This is a genomic window from Bradyrhizobium nitroreducens (assembly GCF_002776695.1).
GTDB lineage: Bacteria > Pseudomonadota > Alphaproteobacteria > Rhizobiales > Xanthobacteraceae > Bradyrhizobium > Bradyrhizobium nitroreducens.
The window spans coordinates 7,908,618-7,925,292 of the sequence record NZ_LFJC01000003.1 but is presented as its reverse complement, the minus strand read 5'-3'; the positions used below and the strand labels follow the sequence as shown (position 1 = coordinate 7,925,292).

Genomic DNA, 16,675 nt, shown 5'->3' with positions numbered 1-16,675 from the left:
GACGATCATGAGCGCCAGAATAAGTGCCAGGATCAGCGCAAAGACGTTGCGATATCTGATCGTGATCGGCCTGATCGCGTTGTGGGAAGGGCTGCCGCGTGCCGGGCTCATTCCCGAGCTGTTCCTGCCTTCGCTGTCGTCCACGCTGGTCGCCGGATGGACCGATGCGGCTGAATACGGTCATGCGCTCGCGGTCACGCTCTACGAGGTCGTGGTCTCCATGGCATTCGCCTGCGGCGGCGGCATCCTGCTCGGCGCCATCGTCGGCAGCCTGCCGCGGCCGCGAATCCTGATCATGCCGATGGTGTCGAGCCTGTATGCGGTGCCGCTGGTGATCCTCTATCCCGTCTTCACCGTGTGGCTCGGCATCGGCTCTGAGTCCAAGATCGCGTTCGCCTCGATCTACGGATTCCTGCCGACGATGCTGGCGACCGCGGCCGGCATCCAGACCATCGATCCGCAGCTCCTGCTCGCGGCCCGCAGCATGGGCGCGACGCTGAGCCAGCGGCTGGTCCGCGTCATCATCCCCGCCGCGATCCCGACGGTGCTGTCGGGCCTGCGTGTCGGCGGCGCGCTTGTCATCGTCGGCGTCGTCGTCTCGGAGATGCTGATCTCCTCGGCCGGCATCGGCTACCTGATCTCGCGCTACCGCACCATCCTCGACAGCGCGCATGTGTTCGCGGGCGTGCTGCTCGTGCTGTTCCTCGCCATCGGCTTCAACGCCGTGATCCGCTGGATCGAGCGCAGGGCCGCGATCTGGCAGACCGGCACCCGCGCCGGCCAGGCCAATGACGAGATCGCGACGGGCGCGATACAGCCGGCGACCTGAGGTAGCTGCGTGTACGACCTGACCCTGACATTCGACAACGGCCCCGACCCTGACGTGACGCCGCGCGTGCTCGACATCCTGGACAAGCGCGGCATCAAGACCACCTTCTTCGTCATCGGCGAGAAGCTGGCCGATCCCGCGCGGCGCGTGCTTGCGGAGCGCGCGCATGGCGAGGGGCACTGGATCGGCAATCACACCTTTACGCACAGCATCCCGCTTGGCGAGCAGTCCGGGCGCGACACCGCGGAGAATGAGATCGGCCGCACCCAGCATGCGATCGGCGATCTCGCCCATCCGCAGCGCTGGTTCCGGCCGTTCGGTGGCGGCGGCAATCTCGACAAGCGGCTGCTCAAGCCGTCCGTGGTCGATCATCTCACGCGCGAAAGGCACAGCTGCGTGCTGTGGAATTCCATTCCGCGCGACTGGGACGACCCCGACGGCTGGACCGAGCGCGCGCTTCATCAGTGCAGCCGGCAGCCCTGGACGCTGATGGTGCTGCACGATCTGCCGACCGGCGCCATGGCGCATCTGGAGCGCTTCCTCGACCGCGCAGAAGCGGCCGGCGCGCGCTTCCGCCAGGACTTCCCGCCCCAATGCGTTCCGATCCGGGGCGGCGAGATCACGCTTCCCATCGACGACTATGTTTCCTCCATCGAAGAGAGTGTTTGACCCATGAAAGTCGCAAGCTTCACCATTTCGGGCACCGCGAGCTATGGCATCGTCACCGACAAGGGTGTCATCGACGCCGGCAAGCGCCTGAAGGCCATTCCGACGCTGAAGGCGCTGCTTGCGAAAGGCTCGCTCGACGAGTTGAAGAAGCTCACCGGCGAGAAGCCCGACTATGCGCTTGCGGACGTCGCGCTGCTGCCGACCATTCCCGATCCCGACAAGATCTTCTGCATCGGCGTCAACTACGCCACGCATCTCGCCGAAAGCGGCCATCCGACGCCCGCGCATCCCATGATCTTCACCCGCTTCGCCAACAGCCAGGTCGGCCATGGCCAGCCGATGATCCGGCCGCTGGAATCCGAGCGTTTCGATTACGAGGGGGAAATGGCTGTGATCATCGGCAAGGCCGGCCGCCGTATCTCGCGTGAAGCCGCGCTCGGCCATGTCGCCGGCTACGCCTGCTACAATGACGGCAGCATCCGCGACTGGCAGCGCCACACCTCGCAATTCGCGCCGGGCAAGAATTTTGCCGGCACCGGCGGTTTCGGGCCGTGGATGGTCACCACCGACGAACTGACCGACGTCAGCAAGCAGACGCTGATCACCCGGCTCAACGGCGTCGAGGTGCAGAAGGCACCGATCTCCGACCTCGTCTTCGACGTGCCCGCCCTGATCGCCTATTGCTCGACCTTCACCGAATTGGTGCCCGGCGACGTGATCGTGACCGGGACGACCGGCGGCGTCGGCGCCTATCGCACGCCGCCGCTGTGGATGAAGGGCGGCGACACCGTCGAGATCGAGATCTCCGGCATCGGCATCCTCAGCAATCCCGTCAAGGACGAGGGTTCAGTCGCGGCAACGCGCGCCGCCTGAACCGCCGCGCTCAACAACGACGTTCAACAACAATAAGAAGGAGACCTCGATGCCGATGCCAACGCACCTGCTGCCGACCACCGTGGTCGGCAGCTATCCGCAGCCGGAATGGCTGGTGAACCGCGCCATGCTGTCGAAGGTGGTGCCGCGCACCCGCCTGCACGACATGTGGCGCCTGCCCGCGGAGCACCTGGAGGAAGCCCAGGACGATGCCACGATCGTGGCCATCCGCGACATGGAGCGCGCCGGCATCGACATCGTGACCGACGGCGAGATCCGCCGCGAGAGCTATTCCAATCGCTTTGCCACCGCGCTCGACGGCATCGACGGCGACAATCCCGCGATGATCGTAGCACGCACCGGCAACACGCAGACGCCGGTGCCGCGCGTCGTCGGCCCCGTGAAGCGCAAGGGTCCGGTCGAGCTGCATGACATGCAGTTCCTGCGCAAGAACACCGACCGCGCGGCGAAGATCACCCTGCCCGGCCCGTTCACGATGAGCCAGCAGGCCAAGAACGAGTATTACAGGGACGAGGAAGAGCTGGCGATGGCGCTGGCCGAGGCCGTCAATGCCGAGGCGCTCGACCTGCAGAAGGCCGGAGCGGACGTGATCCAGCTCGACGAGCCCTGGGTGCGCAACAATCCCGAGCTCGCCAAGCGCTATGCCGTCAAGGCGATCAACCGCGCGCTGCAGGGCATCACGGTGCCGACCGTGGTGCATCTCTGCTTCGGCTATGCCGCTGTCGTGCCCGGCTCGAACAAGCCGGCCGGCTATTCCTTCCTGGCCGAGCTCGACGACACCATCGCCGACCAGATCTCGATCGAGGCGGCGCAGCCGAAGCTCGACCTTGGCGTGCTCAAGGATCTGTCGTCGAAGAAGATCATGCTCGGCGTGCTCGACCTTGCGGACCCCGCAATCGAGAGCGTCGATACCGTCGCCGACCGGATTCGCAACGGCCTCAAGCACGTGTCGCCCGATCGTCTGATTCCCGCGCCCGATTGCGGCATGAAATACATGCCGCGCGCGACGGCGTTCGGGAAGCTGAAGGCGATGTGCGACGCCGCGGCGAAGGTCAGGCGGGAGATCGGCTAACAGCTCTCACGCAAGCCGGCCTCACGCCCCGCGCTTCGGCCCGATCGCCTCGAAGCCGGCCTTCTGCTCGTCGCTCAGATCCGCCTCGAAATCATCGAGCGCGTCGGTGACGCCGTTCACGGCAGCAAGCATCGTCTCCAGCCGTGCCTTTGCGGCGGTGAGGCGCGCTTGCGGTGTCGCGGCAGGCTGTGACGGGCAGGCGCTGAGCGTTTGCATGGTGCGTAGCGTGGTGTCCTGAAGCACCTCGAAGCGGGCGCGGGCGACCTCGTCGAGGCGGAGCGTCGTGGCGATGTCGCCTGCGGGCCATTGCTGCTGCACGAGCTGCTCGTATTGACGCTGCAGCTTCTCGTCATAGCGGGGATCGCTGTCGGCATCGCAGACGCTCGGCGCCGGCGCGTCCTTGCTCGCATCCTTGCTCGTGTCCTTGCTCGTGTCCTTGCGCTGCATCGACGCAAGCACGGCGCGGCGGTCCTTGCCGAGCGCCTCGAGCCTTGCCTTCTGGTCGTCGTCGAGCAGATCGGTGAACTTGGCCAGCGGCGCCGCGACCGCGTCGATGGCCTTGATCATGGCGTCTAACCGCTCGCGCATCAGGCCGAGGCGCTCCGCGGCCGTGGCGGGCGCCTGCGCCGGGCAGGCCGCGCGAATGATTTCGCGCGCCCCGCTCCAGGCGGATGCAAGCTCGTCTAGCGCAGTACGCTGCAATTCGTTCGGCGCGACGGCAGCAGCGATGCGTTCGACCGGCAGGCCGCCGGTGTCGCTGGCATCGCAAAGAGTCTCGGCCGCCGGAATCCGCCGCGCGCGCCGGCCTGCCGGCACGGCGTAGGCCGCGAGCTCGGTCACCGCATAGGGCGCGAAGATCGCCGCATAGATATCGCCATAACCGTAGAGCGAGAGGCTGGTCGGATCGCCGAGGATCACGGCCGCGGTGAGATCGTCATGCGCGAACGGCCAGAACACCGGACCGACCCAGCCATAGCTGCCGTCGGGATGGCGCCACCAGCCTTGCGGGCGGCGGCCGCCGCGCCAGCCCACGAGCGCGGCTTGCGCCGTCAGTGCCGCGCGCAGGACGTAGGGGTTGGCAAATTGGGGGCGCTCGGCCCCGCGCGGGTCCTGTGATCGCAATGCGGCGGAGCGGTAGCGACCGCCCCGCACCGCCATGCGGGAATGGCGCAGGCGCGACAGGCCGATCATGTGGCCGACGGCGAAACGTGCAACGCCGAGGGGACCGCCGCGGAAGCCAAACTGCGCCTCGGCCTTCACCGGCAGCAGCACCGCTGCAATCATGATCGTCGCGCCGGCCAGCGCCAGTTTCATGCGTCCCGACATGACCGCTGACCTGACCAAATCGGCCTCCTCCCGGCTGCCCACGCGCGCACTGCGTCGCACCGGGATGACTCGCGGGGGAACCAATTGTTCCCTGGGGATACAGGGCAAAGCGTCGCGGGTGACGGCCGAGTTCATCCCGCTCCCGGGAGAAGGAGAGGAAGAAAGACCGTCCTCACTCCGTCTTCTGCGGCATCACGAACGTCTGGCCGGGATAGATCAGGTTGGGGTTGTGGATCTTGTCGCGGTTGGCGTTGAAGATCACGGCGTAGCGGGCGCCGTCGCCATAGGCGAGGCGGCTGAGTGCCCACAGGCTGTCGCCGCGGGAGATCACCCGGCTGCCGCCAGCTTCCGCCGGTGCGGTGTGAAGCACGTCGGCCGGTGAGGCCGATGCAACCGTCGTGGCGGCAGGCGCCCGCGCCATGACCCTGGGTTTCGGCGTGCCGACGAATTTCGGCCGGGCAGCCAGCCTCTCGGGCACCGACGCCAGACGCGGCGACGGCAGGGCGGCCACGACATCCGCTTTTTCGTCGACCCTCTCGGCCTGCTTCGGCTGTTGCCCGGTCTCTTGCTTGGTCTCTTGCCTCGCGACCGGTGCCGGACGCGCGGGCGGCGGCGCCGCTTCGGCGATGGTCACCGGCATGGTCCGGCTGGACTGCGTGACCGTGCCGTCCGGCGCCTTGGCCCGCAGCGTCAGTTCATAGGACCCGGCGGGAAGCTGCGGCGGGGTCATCACGAACTGCCCCGCGGCGTCGGCAACCACGGTATCCAGCGGCTTGCCGTCGCGCAGCAGCTCGACCTTGGAGCCCGGCGCGGCCTGACCCGCAATCACCGCGGCCTCGCCGTGATCGTCGACACGGGCGACGTCGAAACGCGGACCGGCAACCGCAGCCGGCGGCTTGGCCGGCGCGAGATCGGGCAGCGCCGCGGCCTGCTTCTCAGTCTCGGCCAACGCGCTCACCTTCGGCTCGGCGGCCGGCGCAGGTGCCGGCGGCGCGCGGAGCGCGAGCTGCGGCTGGTCCGGTTTGGACTCTGCCGGTTTCGGCTCGACCTTGGCTTCAGCCTTGGCCTCGCCTTTGGGTTCGGCCTTGGTCTCGGGCCCGGCGGCGACGGTCTTGGTCCCGTCCGGCAGCAGGCGGCGCAGCTCGGTCGGGCCGATCACCAGCACCGTGCCGACCAGTGCGAGCAGGCAAAGAGCAATGAAGGCCTTGGATGCGGTCATCATCGGAAAAGAACCTTGGGTGGCAAATCAACCGAGGCCGGCAAAGTGCGCCGATTTGGCTGCGGCAGCAAGACGGCCGATGGGATGATGGCGCCCGTTCCCGCACCATCGGAGATGAACCGGCGCCACCCCACGGGCGTCAAATCACGCGAGGCCGCACCGCCGCATTTTTTAAGGAATTTCCCATGACCCGATTTCGCCGTCCCGCCCCAAGTCTGACCCTTGGGAGTCTGACCCTTGGGAGTCTGCCCCTTAAGCGTCTGACCCTTGGGCTGGCGCTTGCCCTGACGCTCGCCGCTTCCCCCGCGCTCGCCGCCTCCGGCCCGCCGCCGGGCTTCGTCCTCACCGACAATGCCGAGCTCGCATTCACCTCGCCTGATGGTGCCACCAAGCTCGAACAATACATGAAGGACAGCGAAGACCTTTTCGAAGTCAAATGGCAGGTCTGGGCGCGCCGTGGCGACCAGATGACGGAGCTGAAGCCGGAGCAGGGCTATGGCGCCGGCTTCCGCTTCACCAGCGATTCGCAATGGCTGGTGCGGATGCAGAAGACCGGTTCGGGCTCGCAGGACCTGTTTCTCTATCACTTCGAGAACGGCGCCTTCGTCAACGCGACGCAGAAGTCGCTCAGCGACCTCGCCTGGGCCTATTTCCACAGCCGGCCCGACACTGGGAACATGAAGCTCGACTACCACATCTCCGCCAATCTGATGAAGGGCACCGAGGATGCCTATCGCTGGCTCGGCGTCGACTGGCCGAACAACCGCTACCTCGTGATCTCGCTGTCGGGCGCGATGGACAAGCATCCGAAGAACGTCGCCGTGAAGGGGCTGGGCGACTGGAAATGCCGCTATGACCTCAAGACCGGCAAGTTCGATGTCCCCGCGATGTTCGCCAAGGGCAATGCGGAGGCGTTGAAATGGGAGATCAAGCGGTGAGGACGGCTTCGTAGTTGGTCTCAAGGGTGGGCAAAGCGTAGCGTGCCCACCACCTCTATCCATCGAGACAGAGGGTGGGCACGGCCGCTGGGACGGAACCAACCCTCTGAATTTGTTTCGGTTCATCTTTCCCTAACCTTCAATGGTAACGGGGTCTTGTCGGTTTTGCCGCATCTTGCATCCCACGGGAGGGCTGGATGGGCACATCGATCCGATGGACCGCGCGCATGCGCGCGTTGCTCCGTCGCTGGCGGGGAGCGCCACTGACATGGCTGATCGTCGGCGGCTTCGTGCTGATGGCCGCAACCGCCGTCGGCACCGCGCTCACCGTCGACCGCTTCCGGCAGAATGCGATCGAGAGCGGCCGCGACAGCCTTGAAAATTCGGTGCGCCTGCTGGCCCGGCATTTCGACCGCGAGTTCGAGGATTTCGCGGTGCTCCAGAAGAGCATCATCACCGAGCTCGAGAGCCATGACTTCGAAGGACATGGCATCGAATCCGCCGAAATCTTCCGCAGCGAGATGGGCACGCTGGCGATGCACGAGGTGCTGCGTGCGAAAGCCAGCGGCTGGTCCGACGTTGCCGGCGCCAATCTGTTCGATTCCAGGGGCATGCTGATCAACTCGTCGCGGCGTTGGCCGGTCGCCGACATCTCGGTCGCCGACCGCGGCTATTTCAACCGCCTCAAGGACGATCCTGTCGCGCAGGAAGAGGTGGAGGTCGTGCCGGGGCGGTTCGGCAGCGGACCGGCGATCGTATTCGCCCGCCGCGTGTCAGGTCCGCACGGCGAATTCCTCGGGCTGGTCTCACGCGCGATCACGCCCGAGCAGCTCGAATCCTTCTTTGCCTCGACCGGGCTCGGCGAGGATTCCTCGGTCGCGATGTATCATCAGAACGGCCAGTTGCTCGCGCGCATCCCGCATGTCGACGCGATGATCGGGCAGAATTTTCGCAAGGGCACGCCGGGGCAGATGGAGGTGTTTCAGCGCACCGTCGTCTCCACGCAGCTCGTGAGCCCGGTCGACGGCAAGGACCGCATCGTCGCCTCGCGCCTGCTGACGGGCGAACCGCTGGTCGTGATCGCGACCAAGTCGCTGGACGCGGCGCTCGCGACCTGGCGCACCCAGACGAAATTCTTCGTCACCGTCGCCGTGCTGTCGATCGGCCTTCTGGTGCTCACGCTGTTCCTGATCTTCCGCCAGGTGACGCACCGGCTCTCGTTCGAGAAGCAGCGGCTCGACACCGCGATGAACACGATGACGCAAGGGCTCCTGATGTTCGACCAGGACGAGCGGCTGGTCGTCTGCAACCGGCGCTACATCGAGATGTATGGCCTGTCCGCCGAATTGGTGAAGCCCGGCGTCCATTTCCGCGACGTGATCCGGCATCGTCACGACACCGGCTCCTTCCACGGCGACGTCGAATCCTATTGCGACGACATCCTCAGCAATGTCGGGCGCTTCCAGAACACCATCGTGGAGACCGCCGACGGCCGCCTGATCGAGATCAAGAACCAGCCCGGCGCCGCCGGCGGCTGGCTCGCCACCCACGAGGACGTCACCGCGCGCATCCGCGCCGACGAGCGCATCGCGCATATGGCGCATTACGACGCGCTGACCGACCTGCCCAACCGCGTGCTGATGCGCGGGCATCTGGAGCGGCGCGTTGCCGATCTCGGCGAGGGCAAGCCGTTCGCCATCCTCTATATCGACGTCGACGAGTTCAAGGGCGTCAACGATTCGCTCGGACACGAGGTCGGCGACGAGCTGCTGCGCCAGGTGGCGAACCGCCTGCGCGCCTGCGTGTCCGGCAACGACCTCGTCGCGCGGCTCGGAGGCGACGAGTTCGCCATCGTCAAGGCCGGCACGCGCGATCCGGCCGAGCTGACGGCGCTGGCGGAGAACATTCTCAAGGCGTTGCGCATGCCGGTGGATTGCAAGGGCCAGGACATCCCGACCGATGTCAGCATCGGCATCGCGATCGCGCCCGACCATGGCGACAATCCCGACGACCTGCTCAAGCGCGCCGATCTGGCGATGTACGCGGCGAAGTCGGAAGGGCGCCGCACCTGCCGGGTCTTCGCGCCCGAATACGACGCCAAGGCGAAGGAGCGCCGCCAGCTCGAGCTCGATCTGCGCCAGGCGCTGGCTCGGGGCGAGTTCGAGGTGCACTACCAGCCGCTGGTCGATCTCAAGGCCAATGTCGTCACCGGCTGCGAGGCGCTGCTGCGCTGGCGTCACCCCGAGCGCGGCATGGTTTCGCCCGCCGACTTCATTCCGGTCGCGGAAGACACCGGCCTGATCGGCGAGATCGGCGAATGGGTGCTGAAGCAGGCCTGCAGCGAGGCCGCATCATGGCCCGGCCAGATTCACATCGCCGTCAACGTCTCGCCGGTGCAGTTCCGCTCGCGGACGCTGGCGCTCAAGGTCGCAGCTGCCCTCGCGGAATCGGGGCTGGCGCCGGGACGGCTGGAGCTCGAGATCACCGAGACCGTCCTGATCCGCGACGACGAGGAGGCGCTGACGATCCTGCAGCAGCTGCGCGAGCTCGGCGTACGCATCGCGCTCGACGATTTCGGCACCGGCTATTCGTCGCTGAGCTATCTGCACCGCTTCCCGTTCGACAAGATCAAGATCGACCGCAGCTTCATCAGCGATATCGGCGAGCCCGAGGATTCCTCGCCGATCGTGCAGGCCGTGGTGCACATGGCCGCGGCCCGCCGCATGGCGACGACCGCCGAAGGCGTCGAGACCGAGGCCCAGCGCGAGGTGCTGCGCCAGCTCGGCTGCAGCCAGATGCAGGGCTGGCTGTTCAGCCCGGCGGTGCCGGCGGCGAAACTGAAGCAATTGCTGGCGGCGCAGGCGGCGGCCTGAGGCGCGCTGGGTCAGCCCGTGGCCTTGATCATGCGGAAGGCCTCGTCGAGCAGATGCGGCGTGTGCTTTCCGGGCGAGAGCCTGCAGGCGCGATCGAAATAATCCTGAAGCGCCGGTCGGAACGAGGGATGCGCCGCATTGCCGATGATGCTTGCGGCGCGCTGCTTGGGCGAGAGGCCGCGCAGATCGGCAAGGCCCTGCTCCGTCACGATGATCTGCACGTCATGCTCGGTGTGATCGACATGCGTGACCATCGGCACGATGGCCGAGATCGATCCGCCCTTCGCGGTCGACGGTGTCATGAAGATCGAGAGATAGGCGTTGCGGGAGAAATCGCCGGAGCCGCCGATGCCGTTCATGATGGCGGTGCCGCGAATGTGGGTCGAGTTGACGTTGCCGTAGATGTCGGCCTCGATCAGGCCGTTCATGGCGATGACGCCGAGCCGCCGGATGACCTCCGGATGGTTCGAGATCTCCTGCGTGCGCAGCACGATCTTGTGCTTCAGCCTGTCGATCTCGCCGTTGAACTGCCTGGTCGCGGCTGCGCTGAGCGAGAGCGCGGTGGCGGACGCGAGCATCATGCGGTCCGAGCGCAGCAGGTTCAGCATGCCGTCCTGCAGCACCTCGGTGTAGGCGGTCAGCCGACCGAAGGGACCGTCCTCGAGGCCCGCCATCACGGCATTGGCGACGTTGCCGACCCCGGACTGGATCGGCAGCAGTTCCGGCGGCAGCCGGCCGCAGCGAACCTCATGGCTGAAAAATTCGAGAACATGGCCGGCGATGGCCTTTGACGTCGCGTCGGGTTGGGTGAAGGTCGTGTCGCGATCGGGAGCATTGGTCTCGACCACGGCAATCACCTTGTTCGGATCGCAGCGAAACGCGGTGTCGCCGATCCTGTCGCCAGGCGAGACGATGGGGATGGGCTTGCGGTGCGGCGGCAGCCTCGTGCCGTAGTAGATGTCGTGCATGCCGTGCAGGGCCGTGCTCACGCCGGAATTGACCTCGAGGATGATGCGGTCGGCCTGATCCAGCCAAGTCTTGTTGTTGCCGACGGATGCCGAGGGCACCAGAGTGCCGTCCGGCAGGATGGCGGTGACCTCGATCAGCGCGACGTCGAGATGTCCGAGAAAGCCGAACCAGGCGAACTGCGCGACATGGCTGAGATGAATGTCGATGTAGTCCATCGCGCCGGCATTGATGCGCTCACGCGTGACGGGATCGGATTGATAGGGCAGGCGCAACTCGATGCCGTTGACCTTGGCGAGCGCGCCATCCAGCTCGGGCGCGGTCGAAGCGCCGGTCCACACGCCGATCCGAAGCTGGTCGCCGCGTGCATGCGCCTGCTCGATCCGGCGCGCCAGGGCCATCGGAACGGCCTTCGGATGTCCCGACCCGGTGAAGCCGCTCATGCCGACATTCGCACCGTGTGGCACCAGCGTCGCGGCCTCGTCAGCTGACATGATTTTCGAACGGAACGCCGGCGACGAGATTCGCGAATGATCGATGGACACTTCAACCTCACAGATTGCGCGAATTCTCCATGAAACGGGCTGTCCCTGCATGATCTAGGTCAAGCGCGCGGCGGTGCATTGGACGCTGGCGGCGATGCAGCGATCCGGCACGGGCGGGGAGGACGAGGTCCGGAAACGGAGGCGAATCCAGACCGGACCTCGGACCGCGAACCTCACGGTGAGGCGAAGCCGCGATCGGGCAACCAACGTCTCAACGGAGACGATGGTTCACATCGACCGTCTGGCAGCCTGCACTTCGACAAATTCGGAGTCGGGGTGGCTGACGATGGTGGCGACCCAGATGCCGCTGACGATCAGCGACCAGGCGGTGTCCCAATAGATCCAAAACACGAGCCAGCCTCCGTTTTCATCTCGCGCCCGCAGGACCGGGGTAACGGCACAGCGATCTGGCCGTTCCCGACGCGAGGCGCGGCACGACCGCGCGGCGAAGCGCTATTTTGGTTTGGTCGGCGGCGAGGCGTGATCGGTTTGGCCGGTGTGGCGCTTTGCCACGACGTCCTCGTCGCGCTCGCCCTGCTGCGGGCGCGGCGGCGACTTCGGCAGGCCGGCCTGGCCGCCATGCTTTCCACCCATGTCGGGCTTGCCTTCGAGATCGTTTTCGCGGGGCATGCGGGTTCAATGCGCTCGCGCGGCTTCGGTTCGCATGATGCCCGCCAAATTCGGGCCGGCCCGCATCGGCCCTCCCGCACCGCGGCGGTGCGGAAGCCTTCAGCGGCGACCGATGCAATTTCGGCATCGATCGATCCCAATTGGAATTTGGTGCGGCGGAGCACCGCCCGCTATCCTTGCCCGCAAAACGACAATGCCGCGACGCGGCCTTCAGGAGGAGCCCATGTCGAGACCGAGCCGACGCATCGCATCCAGCGCGCCACGCGCTGCGATCGCCACCACCCTGTTCGCTGTCCTCACTCTCATTTCTGGAGTCCGTGCCGGCATGGCCGAGACCTACGCCTATGTCGGCAACGCCGACAGCAACGACATCAGCGTGTTCAAGATGACCGAGAGCGGCGAGATGACGCCCGTGCAGACGGCCGCCTTCAAGGGCGTCGAGAAGCCCGGCTCCTCGACGCCGCTCGCGATCACGCCCGACCACCGCGTGCTGATTGCCGGTGTCCGCTCGCAGCCATACCTCGCCGTGAGCTTCGCGATCGATCCCAAGACCGGCCAGCTCAGCCCTATCGGCAACGGACCGCTGGCCGACAGCATGGCCAATATCGCCGTCGACCGCAGCGGCAGGTTCCTGTTCAGCGCCTCCTACGGCGGCAACAAGGTCGCGCTGAATCCGCTTGGCGCAAACGGCGTCGCCGGCGAGCCGAAGCAGGTGGTTCCGACCGGGCTGAATGCCCACGCCTTCCTGCCTTCGCCCGACAACCGCTTCGTGTTCGCGACCAATCTCGGCTCCGACCAGGTGCTGGCCTTCGCGTTCGATGCCGCGGCCGGCACGCTGACGCCGAGCGATCCGCCGGCCCACAAGGTGCCGGAGAAATCGGGACCGCGGCACTTCGTGTTCCACCCCAATGGCAAGTTCGTCTATCTCGTCCACGAGCTGAACGGCGACGTCGCGGCGTTCACCTACGAGGCCAGGAGCGGCGCCTGGGACGAGATCCAGCGCACCACCGCGCTGCCGGAAGGCTTCTCGGGAAAGGACCCTGATAAGAAACCCTGGGCCGCCGACATCCACATCACCCCGGACGGCCGCTTCCTCTACGCCTCCGAGCGCACCACCAACACGCTCACCGCCTACAAGGTGGACGGATCAAGCGGCAGGCTGACCACGATCGGCAGCGTGCCGACCGAGAAGCAGCCGCGCGGCTTCCACATCGACCCCTCCGGCCGCTACCTCGCCGCGGTCGGCGAGCTCTCCGACAGCATGACGGTCTACGCGATCGACCAGGGCAGCGGCGCGCTGTCCAAGCTGAAATCCTACCCCACCGGCAAGAAGCCGAACTGGGTGGAGTTCCTGAACCTGCCGTGAGGGGGCCGACCTACGTAAACATCCGTAATTCCCGAAAGCGCGCCGTGCCGTCATATGAGGGTCATGGACCGTCAGATCGTCTTCAAATGTCCCCAGACGGGAATGAACGTGCAGCATCGGCTTGGCGAGGAGCCGGCCGGGCACACGCACATTTCCGTATCCTGTCCCGCCTGCACGCGCCTGCATTTGATTGATCGGGCCACCGGCAAGCTGCTGGGCGAACGCCGCGGCTGACGGACAGATTACGGCCGCGCCGCAACCTGCGCAGTGACGTCTTCGACGTGATGCAGCAGGTACACCAGATGGCCCGCCGTATCGTGGATCGGCGCGTTGATCGGCTGCCAATGGCGCTCGACGAAGACGCCGTCCGGATTGCGGATGTCGTAGCGCTGGATCGCCATGGCATGCGCCTGCCCGGTTTCGCCGACGATCCTCAGGCTGCTGTAGAGATTGCTGACGCCATCGGCGAGCGGATCGTCGGGATTATCAGGGAATATCTCGAACAGCGACCGGCCGACGATTTCGGCCCGGTCGGTCAAGGTTGCGGTTGCGTAGGCATCGTTGATGTCGATGATCACCAGGCCCGGCCCCGGGTCCAGCAGCATATAGGGATGCGGTGAGGCATCGAACTCGGGCTGGAATTGCCGCCGGATCGTGTCGGCGTCGCCGTGCTGCCGCCTGCGCTGTTCGAGCGGCGTCGCGTCGGCCCCTGACGCCACCGAATTCAGCAGCGCCAACTGCCGCTTCGCTGATGCCAGCAGGGGGCGCACGGTGTTCTGCACCGTCGGATCGGCCGTTTCATGCAGCAGCCGCTCGAAATGAACGATATTCTGCTCGCAGACGAACCGTTGCATCCCGCTTCAACCCGGAGCTGTGCGGTCGCGGCACCGCGTCTTCCTGACCTTACTCCCATACAGGGGGATCTGGGTGATGAGAAGACCGTGAGAGTCCGCACTTTGGGAGTAGAGCTGGCTGCGGCACCCCACCAATGAGAAGCGAACCTGTCGCTCAATCCCGCGACTAATCAAAGACTTGTCATCAAGGACTTGTCATCAAGGACTTGCCGCGACGGCCCGCGGCCGCGTGGCCTGCTTTTTGGGGGCGACGCCGCCGTAGTCCGCGCCCCCGCCATCTGCTATCGATTGGAAGCATAGCCCCCGTGGAATTTCCGATGCGTCATTTGCCCCGTGCCGTCGTTCGTAGCCTGTATCCCGCGGCCGTAGCCGGCCTGCTGGTCCTTGGTCAGTCTCCGACCAGAGCCGCCGATGACGAGGCGCCCAAGGGGCCGGCGGTCACGGTGCTGAAAGTCGCAAAGTCCTGCTTCTCCGACATCGTCGAGGCCACCGGCACGATCATCGCGCGCGAGGAAACCTCGGTACGGCCCGAACGTCCCGGCCTCAAGGTCACGGACGTGCTGGCGGAAGCCGGCGACACCACCACCGCCGGCCAGGTGCTGGCGCGGCTGGCGCTCCCCGAGGGCGGCACGCTGCAGGTCACCGCGCCCGTGGCGGGCGTGATCGCGACGTCGACGGCGCAGATCGGCAATTTCGCCTCGGCCAAGGGCGAGGCGCTGTTCACGATCGTGGCGCGCAGCGAATACGATCTCGTCGGCCTCGTGGCCACCACCGATGTGCGCAAGCTCGCCGTCAACCAGCCCGCGACGGTGCGGATCGCAGGTAGCGGCGACGTCGAAGGCAAGGTCCGCCGCATCGGCCCGACCATCGAACCCAACATCCAGCAAGGCATGGTCTATATCGGCATCTCCTCGCAAAAGCGGCTACTGCTGAAGGCGAGCGGGCGTGCGCTGATCAAGACCGGACAGAGCTGCAACGTCGCGGTGCCGCTGACGGCGGTGCAATATTCCTCGGCCGGCACCGTGGTCCAGGTGATCCGCCGCAACCGCGTCGAGACCAAGCGTGTCGAGGTCGGCTTGATGTCGGGCGGCAATATCGAGGTCCGCGAGGGCCTCAACGACGGCGATGTCGTCGTCGCCCGCGCCGGTGCGCTTTTGCGTGAAGGCGATCCGGTGCGTCCGGTGATGGCCGCGGAAGCGGCGAAGTAAAAAGTGGAGAAGCGGGATGCTTCACCCTCCCCTGGAGGGGGAGGGTCGCTTCGCATGCAGCGTAGCGAAATGCGAAGCGGGGTGGGGTGACAGTCCATCCATTGAAGCGGTGCCCGAGTGGAGAGATCACCCCGCTCGCGCTTCGCGCGATCAACCTCCCCTCCAGGGGTGGGTAAGAAGACCTAGCCGCCGGCTTCGCCGAAATGGACGTCTTCGAGCAGCGAGGAGGAGACGGTCGGGACCTGATCGCCTTCGCTGGCACGGGAGATGGCGACGCGGGTCTTGTTGAAGACGCTTTCGGCGCTGCCCTTTGCATTGAGGTTGTTCAGGAACTCGCTGACCAGCACGCTGTGCTCGCCCTTGCCGTCGTCGACGACCTTGCCGGGCGAGGCGGAGGAGAGGATCAGCGCATTGTCGGACGCGCTGATCGGCGCGAGGCCATGGCTGTAGGAGCGGAAGCGGCGCTCGTAGGGGTTGCGGCGCGAGGCGTCGACGACGACGAGCTTGGCCTTGGCGCCCTGCTCCTTCATCATGTCGAGCACGCCGTCGATCGAGACGCCCTGGCGACGGACGTCGCTTTCCTTCCAGATCACGGCATCGACCGGCAGCATGTAGCTCTCGCGGCCGGCCTGCACGCCGTAGCCGCCGAAGAACAGCATGACGACGGTGTCGCGCTTGATCCGGGACTTCAGGCGGGCCACGGCGCGGACCATGTCGTCCTTGGTCGCGTCTTCCACCATATCGACGTCAAAACCGTTCTTGCGCAGGGACGAGGACAGCGCGCGGGCGTCGTTGATCGACTGCGTCAGCGGCGCGCTGGCGTCGGGATAATGTCCATTGCCGATGACCAGCGCCAGGCGCGAGCTCTGGCCGATCGAACCGGTGATCTGGTCGGTCGAGACGGCCTTGGCGGCATCGATCGCCCGCATGTTGAGAGCAGCATGGGCGCCGATCACCAGCGAGACCGTGCCGATCATGGCCGCGGCCAACGCGATGGTGCGTCGGGAAAGGTCGAGCTGCTTTAGATTCATCTCGGTTCGTTTCCTGTGCCAAAGACCAGCCAAGCACGCGCACACTGTTTGAGTAGCGCGATAGCGTCTTTAGGTTTGAGGGATTGGCCGGGGATGTGCCCCCGAATTGCGCGCAATTTGCGGCGCCGCACCAAACAAACCTTTAACCGGATATAGGGCGCCCGGCAATAGATTGCCCAAGATTTGAGCTAAGATATTGAATATGTTTGCCAATTCTCCCGATCAGATTTCTGGATTTGGCCACGTGTCCGTGGC

The 16,675-nt window shown here is 66.0% G+C and carries 16 protein-coding genes; 9 read left to right on the top strand and 7 right to left on the bottom strand.

Going from position 1 to position 16,675, the window contains the following annotated elements; genetic code table 11:
* Window positions 1–7 precede the first annotated feature (7 nt).
* The 4 genes from TSA1_RS37430 to TSA1_RS37415 are packed head-to-tail and all read left to right on the top strand — an operon-like array spanning window position 8 to window position 3,464.
* On the top strand, window positions 8–829 hold the full coding sequence (locus TSA1_RS37430) for an ABC transporter permease (RefSeq protein ID WP_100180698.1): 822 nt from the start codon (window positions 8–10) through the stop codon (window positions 827–829).
* Between the two features lie 9 nt (window positions 830–838).
* A complete protein-coding gene (locus tag TSA1_RS37425) occupies window positions 839–1,498 on the top strand; it encodes a polysaccharide deacetylase family protein (protein ID WP_100180697.1) in 660 nt (219 codons plus the stop codon).
* Window positions 1,499–1,501: 3 nt separating this feature from the next.
* The gene (locus tag TSA1_RS37420; protein WP_100180696.1) at window positions 1,502–2,371 is read left to right on the top strand and encodes a fumarylacetoacetate hydrolase family protein; all 870 of its coding nucleotides are present in this window, start codon (window positions 1,502–1,504) and stop codon (window positions 2,369–2,371) included.
* 49 nt (window positions 2,372–2,420) lie between these two features.
* Window positions 2,421–3,464 carry a uroporphyrinogen decarboxylase family protein gene (locus tag TSA1_RS37415; protein WP_210421919.1) on the top strand — a complete coding sequence of 348 codons (1,044 nt, stop codon included), beginning with the start codon at window positions 2,421–2,423 and terminating at the stop codon, window positions 3,462–3,464.
* A 21-nt stretch (window positions 3,465–3,485) separates the two neighbouring features.
* On the opposite strand, the gene TSA1_RS37410 is transcribed toward TSA1_RS37415, so the two are convergent.
* Together TSA1_RS37410 and TSA1_RS37405 are read right to left on the bottom strand one after the other, a co-directional pair.
* Entirely contained in the window at window positions 3,486–4,790 is a 1,305-nt protein-coding gene (locus tag TSA1_RS37410; RefSeq protein ID WP_100180695.1) for a Spy/CpxP family protein refolding chaperone, read from the bottom strand.
* 172 nt (window positions 4,791–4,962) lie between these two features.
* Window positions 4,963–6,012: a LysM peptidoglycan-binding domain-containing protein gene (locus tag TSA1_RS37405; protein ID WP_100180694.1), complete on the bottom strand. Its 1,050-nt coding sequence runs from the start codon at window positions 6,010–6,012 to the stop codon at window positions 4,963–4,965.
* 182 nt (window positions 6,013–6,194) lie between these two features.
* On the opposite strand from TSA1_RS37405, the gene TSA1_RS37400 reads away from it, so the two are divergent.
* On the top strand, window positions 6,195–6,947 hold the full coding sequence (locus TSA1_RS37400) for a hypothetical protein (protein WP_245448506.1): 753 nt from the start codon (window positions 6,195–6,197) through the stop codon (window positions 6,945–6,947).
* A 197-nt stretch (window positions 6,948–7,144) separates the two neighbouring features.
* Window positions 7,145–9,820 carry a bifunctional diguanylate cyclase/phosphodiesterase gene (locus tag TSA1_RS37395; protein WP_100180693.1) on the top strand — a complete coding sequence of 892 codons (2,676 nt, stop codon included), beginning with the start codon at window positions 7,145–7,147 and terminating at the stop codon, window positions 9,818–9,820.
* An 11-nt stretch (window positions 9,821–9,831) separates the two neighbouring features.
* On the opposite strand, the gene scpC is transcribed toward TSA1_RS37395, so the two are convergent.
* The 3 genes from scpC to TSA1_RS39470 all read right to left on the bottom strand — a co-directional run bounded on the left by scpC (window position 9,832) and on the right by TSA1_RS39470 (window position 11,961).
* Window positions 9,832–11,382 (bottom strand): succinyl-CoA:acetate CoA-transferase ScpC, encoded by a 1,551-nt coding sequence (scpC, locus tag TSA1_RS37390; RefSeq protein WP_488226053.1) that lies wholly within the window; start codon window positions 11,380–11,382, stop codon window positions 9,832–9,834.
* Between the two features lie 177 nt (window positions 11,383–11,559).
* Complete coding sequence (locus TSA1_RS40985) at window positions 11,560–11,682, bottom strand: hypothetical protein (protein WP_283814400.1); 123 nt, start codon at window positions 11,680–11,682, stop codon at window positions 11,560–11,562.
* Window positions 11,683–11,784: 102 nt separating this feature from the next.
* Window positions 11,785–11,961: a hypothetical protein gene (locus TSA1_RS39470; protein WP_161497306.1), complete on the bottom strand. Its 177-nt coding sequence runs from the start codon at window positions 11,959–11,961 to the stop codon at window positions 11,785–11,787.
* Window positions 11,962–12,184: 223 nt separating this feature from the next.
* On the opposite strand from TSA1_RS39470, the gene TSA1_RS37385 reads away from it, so the two are divergent.
* The gene (locus TSA1_RS37385; RefSeq protein ID WP_100180692.1) at window positions 12,185–13,327 is read left to right on the top strand and encodes a lactonase family protein; all 1,143 of its coding nucleotides are present in this window, start codon (window positions 12,185–12,187) and stop codon (window positions 13,325–13,327) included.
* A gap of 63 nt (window positions 13,328–13,390) precedes the next feature.
* Window positions 13,391–13,561 (top strand): hypothetical protein, encoded by a 171-nt coding sequence (locus tag TSA1_RS40230; RefSeq protein WP_174719250.1) that lies wholly within the window; start codon window positions 13,391–13,393, stop codon window positions 13,559–13,561.
* A gap of 8 nt (window positions 13,562–13,569) precedes the next feature.
* Here the strand turns inward: TSA1_RS40230 and TSA1_RS37380 are convergent, their stop codons facing one another.
* Complete coding sequence (locus TSA1_RS37380; protein ID WP_100180691.1) at window positions 13,570–14,181, bottom strand: PAS domain-containing protein; 612 nt, start codon at window positions 14,179–14,181, stop codon at window positions 13,570–13,572.
* 317 nt (window positions 14,182–14,498) lie between these two features.
* On the opposite strand from TSA1_RS37380, the gene TSA1_RS37375 reads away from it, so the two are divergent.
* Complete coding sequence (locus tag TSA1_RS37375) at window positions 14,499–15,389, top strand: efflux RND transporter periplasmic adaptor subunit (protein WP_174719249.1); 891 nt, start codon at window positions 14,499–14,501, stop codon at window positions 15,387–15,389.
* A gap of 182 nt (window positions 15,390–15,571) precedes the next feature.
* Here TSA1_RS37375 and TSA1_RS37370 read toward each other — a convergent pair whose 3' ends face one another.
* The gene (locus TSA1_RS37370) at window positions 15,572–16,420 is read right to left on the bottom strand and encodes a caspase family protein (RefSeq protein WP_100180689.1); all 849 of its coding nucleotides are present in this window, start codon (window positions 16,418–16,420) and stop codon (window positions 15,572–15,574) included.
* Window positions 16,421–16,675 lie beyond the last annotated feature (255 nt).

What these genes read in the sequence shown, in the direction of transcription:
- TSA1_RS37430 (WP_100180698.1), top strand. Translation starts at nt 8, where the DNA reads ATGAGCGCCAGAATAAGTGCCAGGATCAGCGCAAAGACGTTGCGATAT.
- TSA1_RS37420 (WP_100180696.1), top strand. Translation starts at nt 1,502, where the DNA reads ATGAAAGTCGCAAGCTTCACCATTTCGGGCACCGCGAGCTATGGCATC.
- TSA1_RS37415 (WP_210421919.1), top strand. Translation starts at nt 2,421, where the DNA reads ATGCCGATGCCAACGCACCTGCTGCCGACCACCGTGGTCGGCAGCTAT.
- TSA1_RS37410 (WP_100180695.1), bottom strand. Translation starts at nt 4,790, where the DNA reads ATGTCGGGACGCATGAAACTGGCGCTGGCCGGCGCGACGATCATGATT.
- TSA1_RS37405 (WP_100180694.1), bottom strand. Translation starts at nt 6,012, where the DNA reads ATGATGACCGCATCCAAGGCCTTCATTGCTCTTTGCCTGCTCGCACTG.
- TSA1_RS37400 (WP_245448506.1), top strand. Translation starts at nt 6,195, where the DNA reads ATGACCCGATTTCGCCGTCCCGCCCCAAGTCTGACCCTTGGGAGTCTG.
- TSA1_RS37395 (WP_100180693.1), top strand. Translation starts at nt 7,145, where the DNA reads ATGGGCACATCGATCCGATGGACCGCGCGCATGCGCGCGTTGCTCCGT.
- scpC (WP_488226053.1), bottom strand. Translation starts at nt 11,382, where the DNA reads ATGCAGGGACAGCCCGTTTCATGGAGAATTCGCGCAATCTGTGAGGTT.
- TSA1_RS39470 (WP_161497306.1), bottom strand. Translation starts at nt 11,961, where the DNA reads ATGCCCCGCGAAAACGATCTCGAAGGCAAGCCCGACATGGGTGGAAAG.
- TSA1_RS37385 (WP_100180692.1), top strand. Translation starts at nt 12,185, where the DNA reads ATGTCGAGACCGAGCCGACGCATCGCATCCAGCGCGCCACGCGCTGCG.
- TSA1_RS40230 (WP_174719250.1), top strand. Translation starts at nt 13,391, where the DNA reads ATGGACCGTCAGATCGTCTTCAAATGTCCCCAGACGGGAATGAACGTG.
- TSA1_RS37380 (WP_100180691.1), bottom strand. Translation starts at nt 14,181, where the DNA reads ATGCAACGGTTCGTCTGCGAGCAGAATATCGTTCATTTCGAGCGGCTG.
- TSA1_RS37375 (WP_174719249.1), top strand. Translation starts at nt 14,499, where the DNA reads ATGCGTCATTTGCCCCGTGCCGTCGTTCGTAGCCTGTATCCCGCGGCC.
- TSA1_RS37370 (WP_100180689.1), bottom strand. Translation starts at nt 16,420, where the DNA reads ATGAATCTAAAGCAGCTCGACCTTTCCCGACGCACCATCGCGTTGGCC.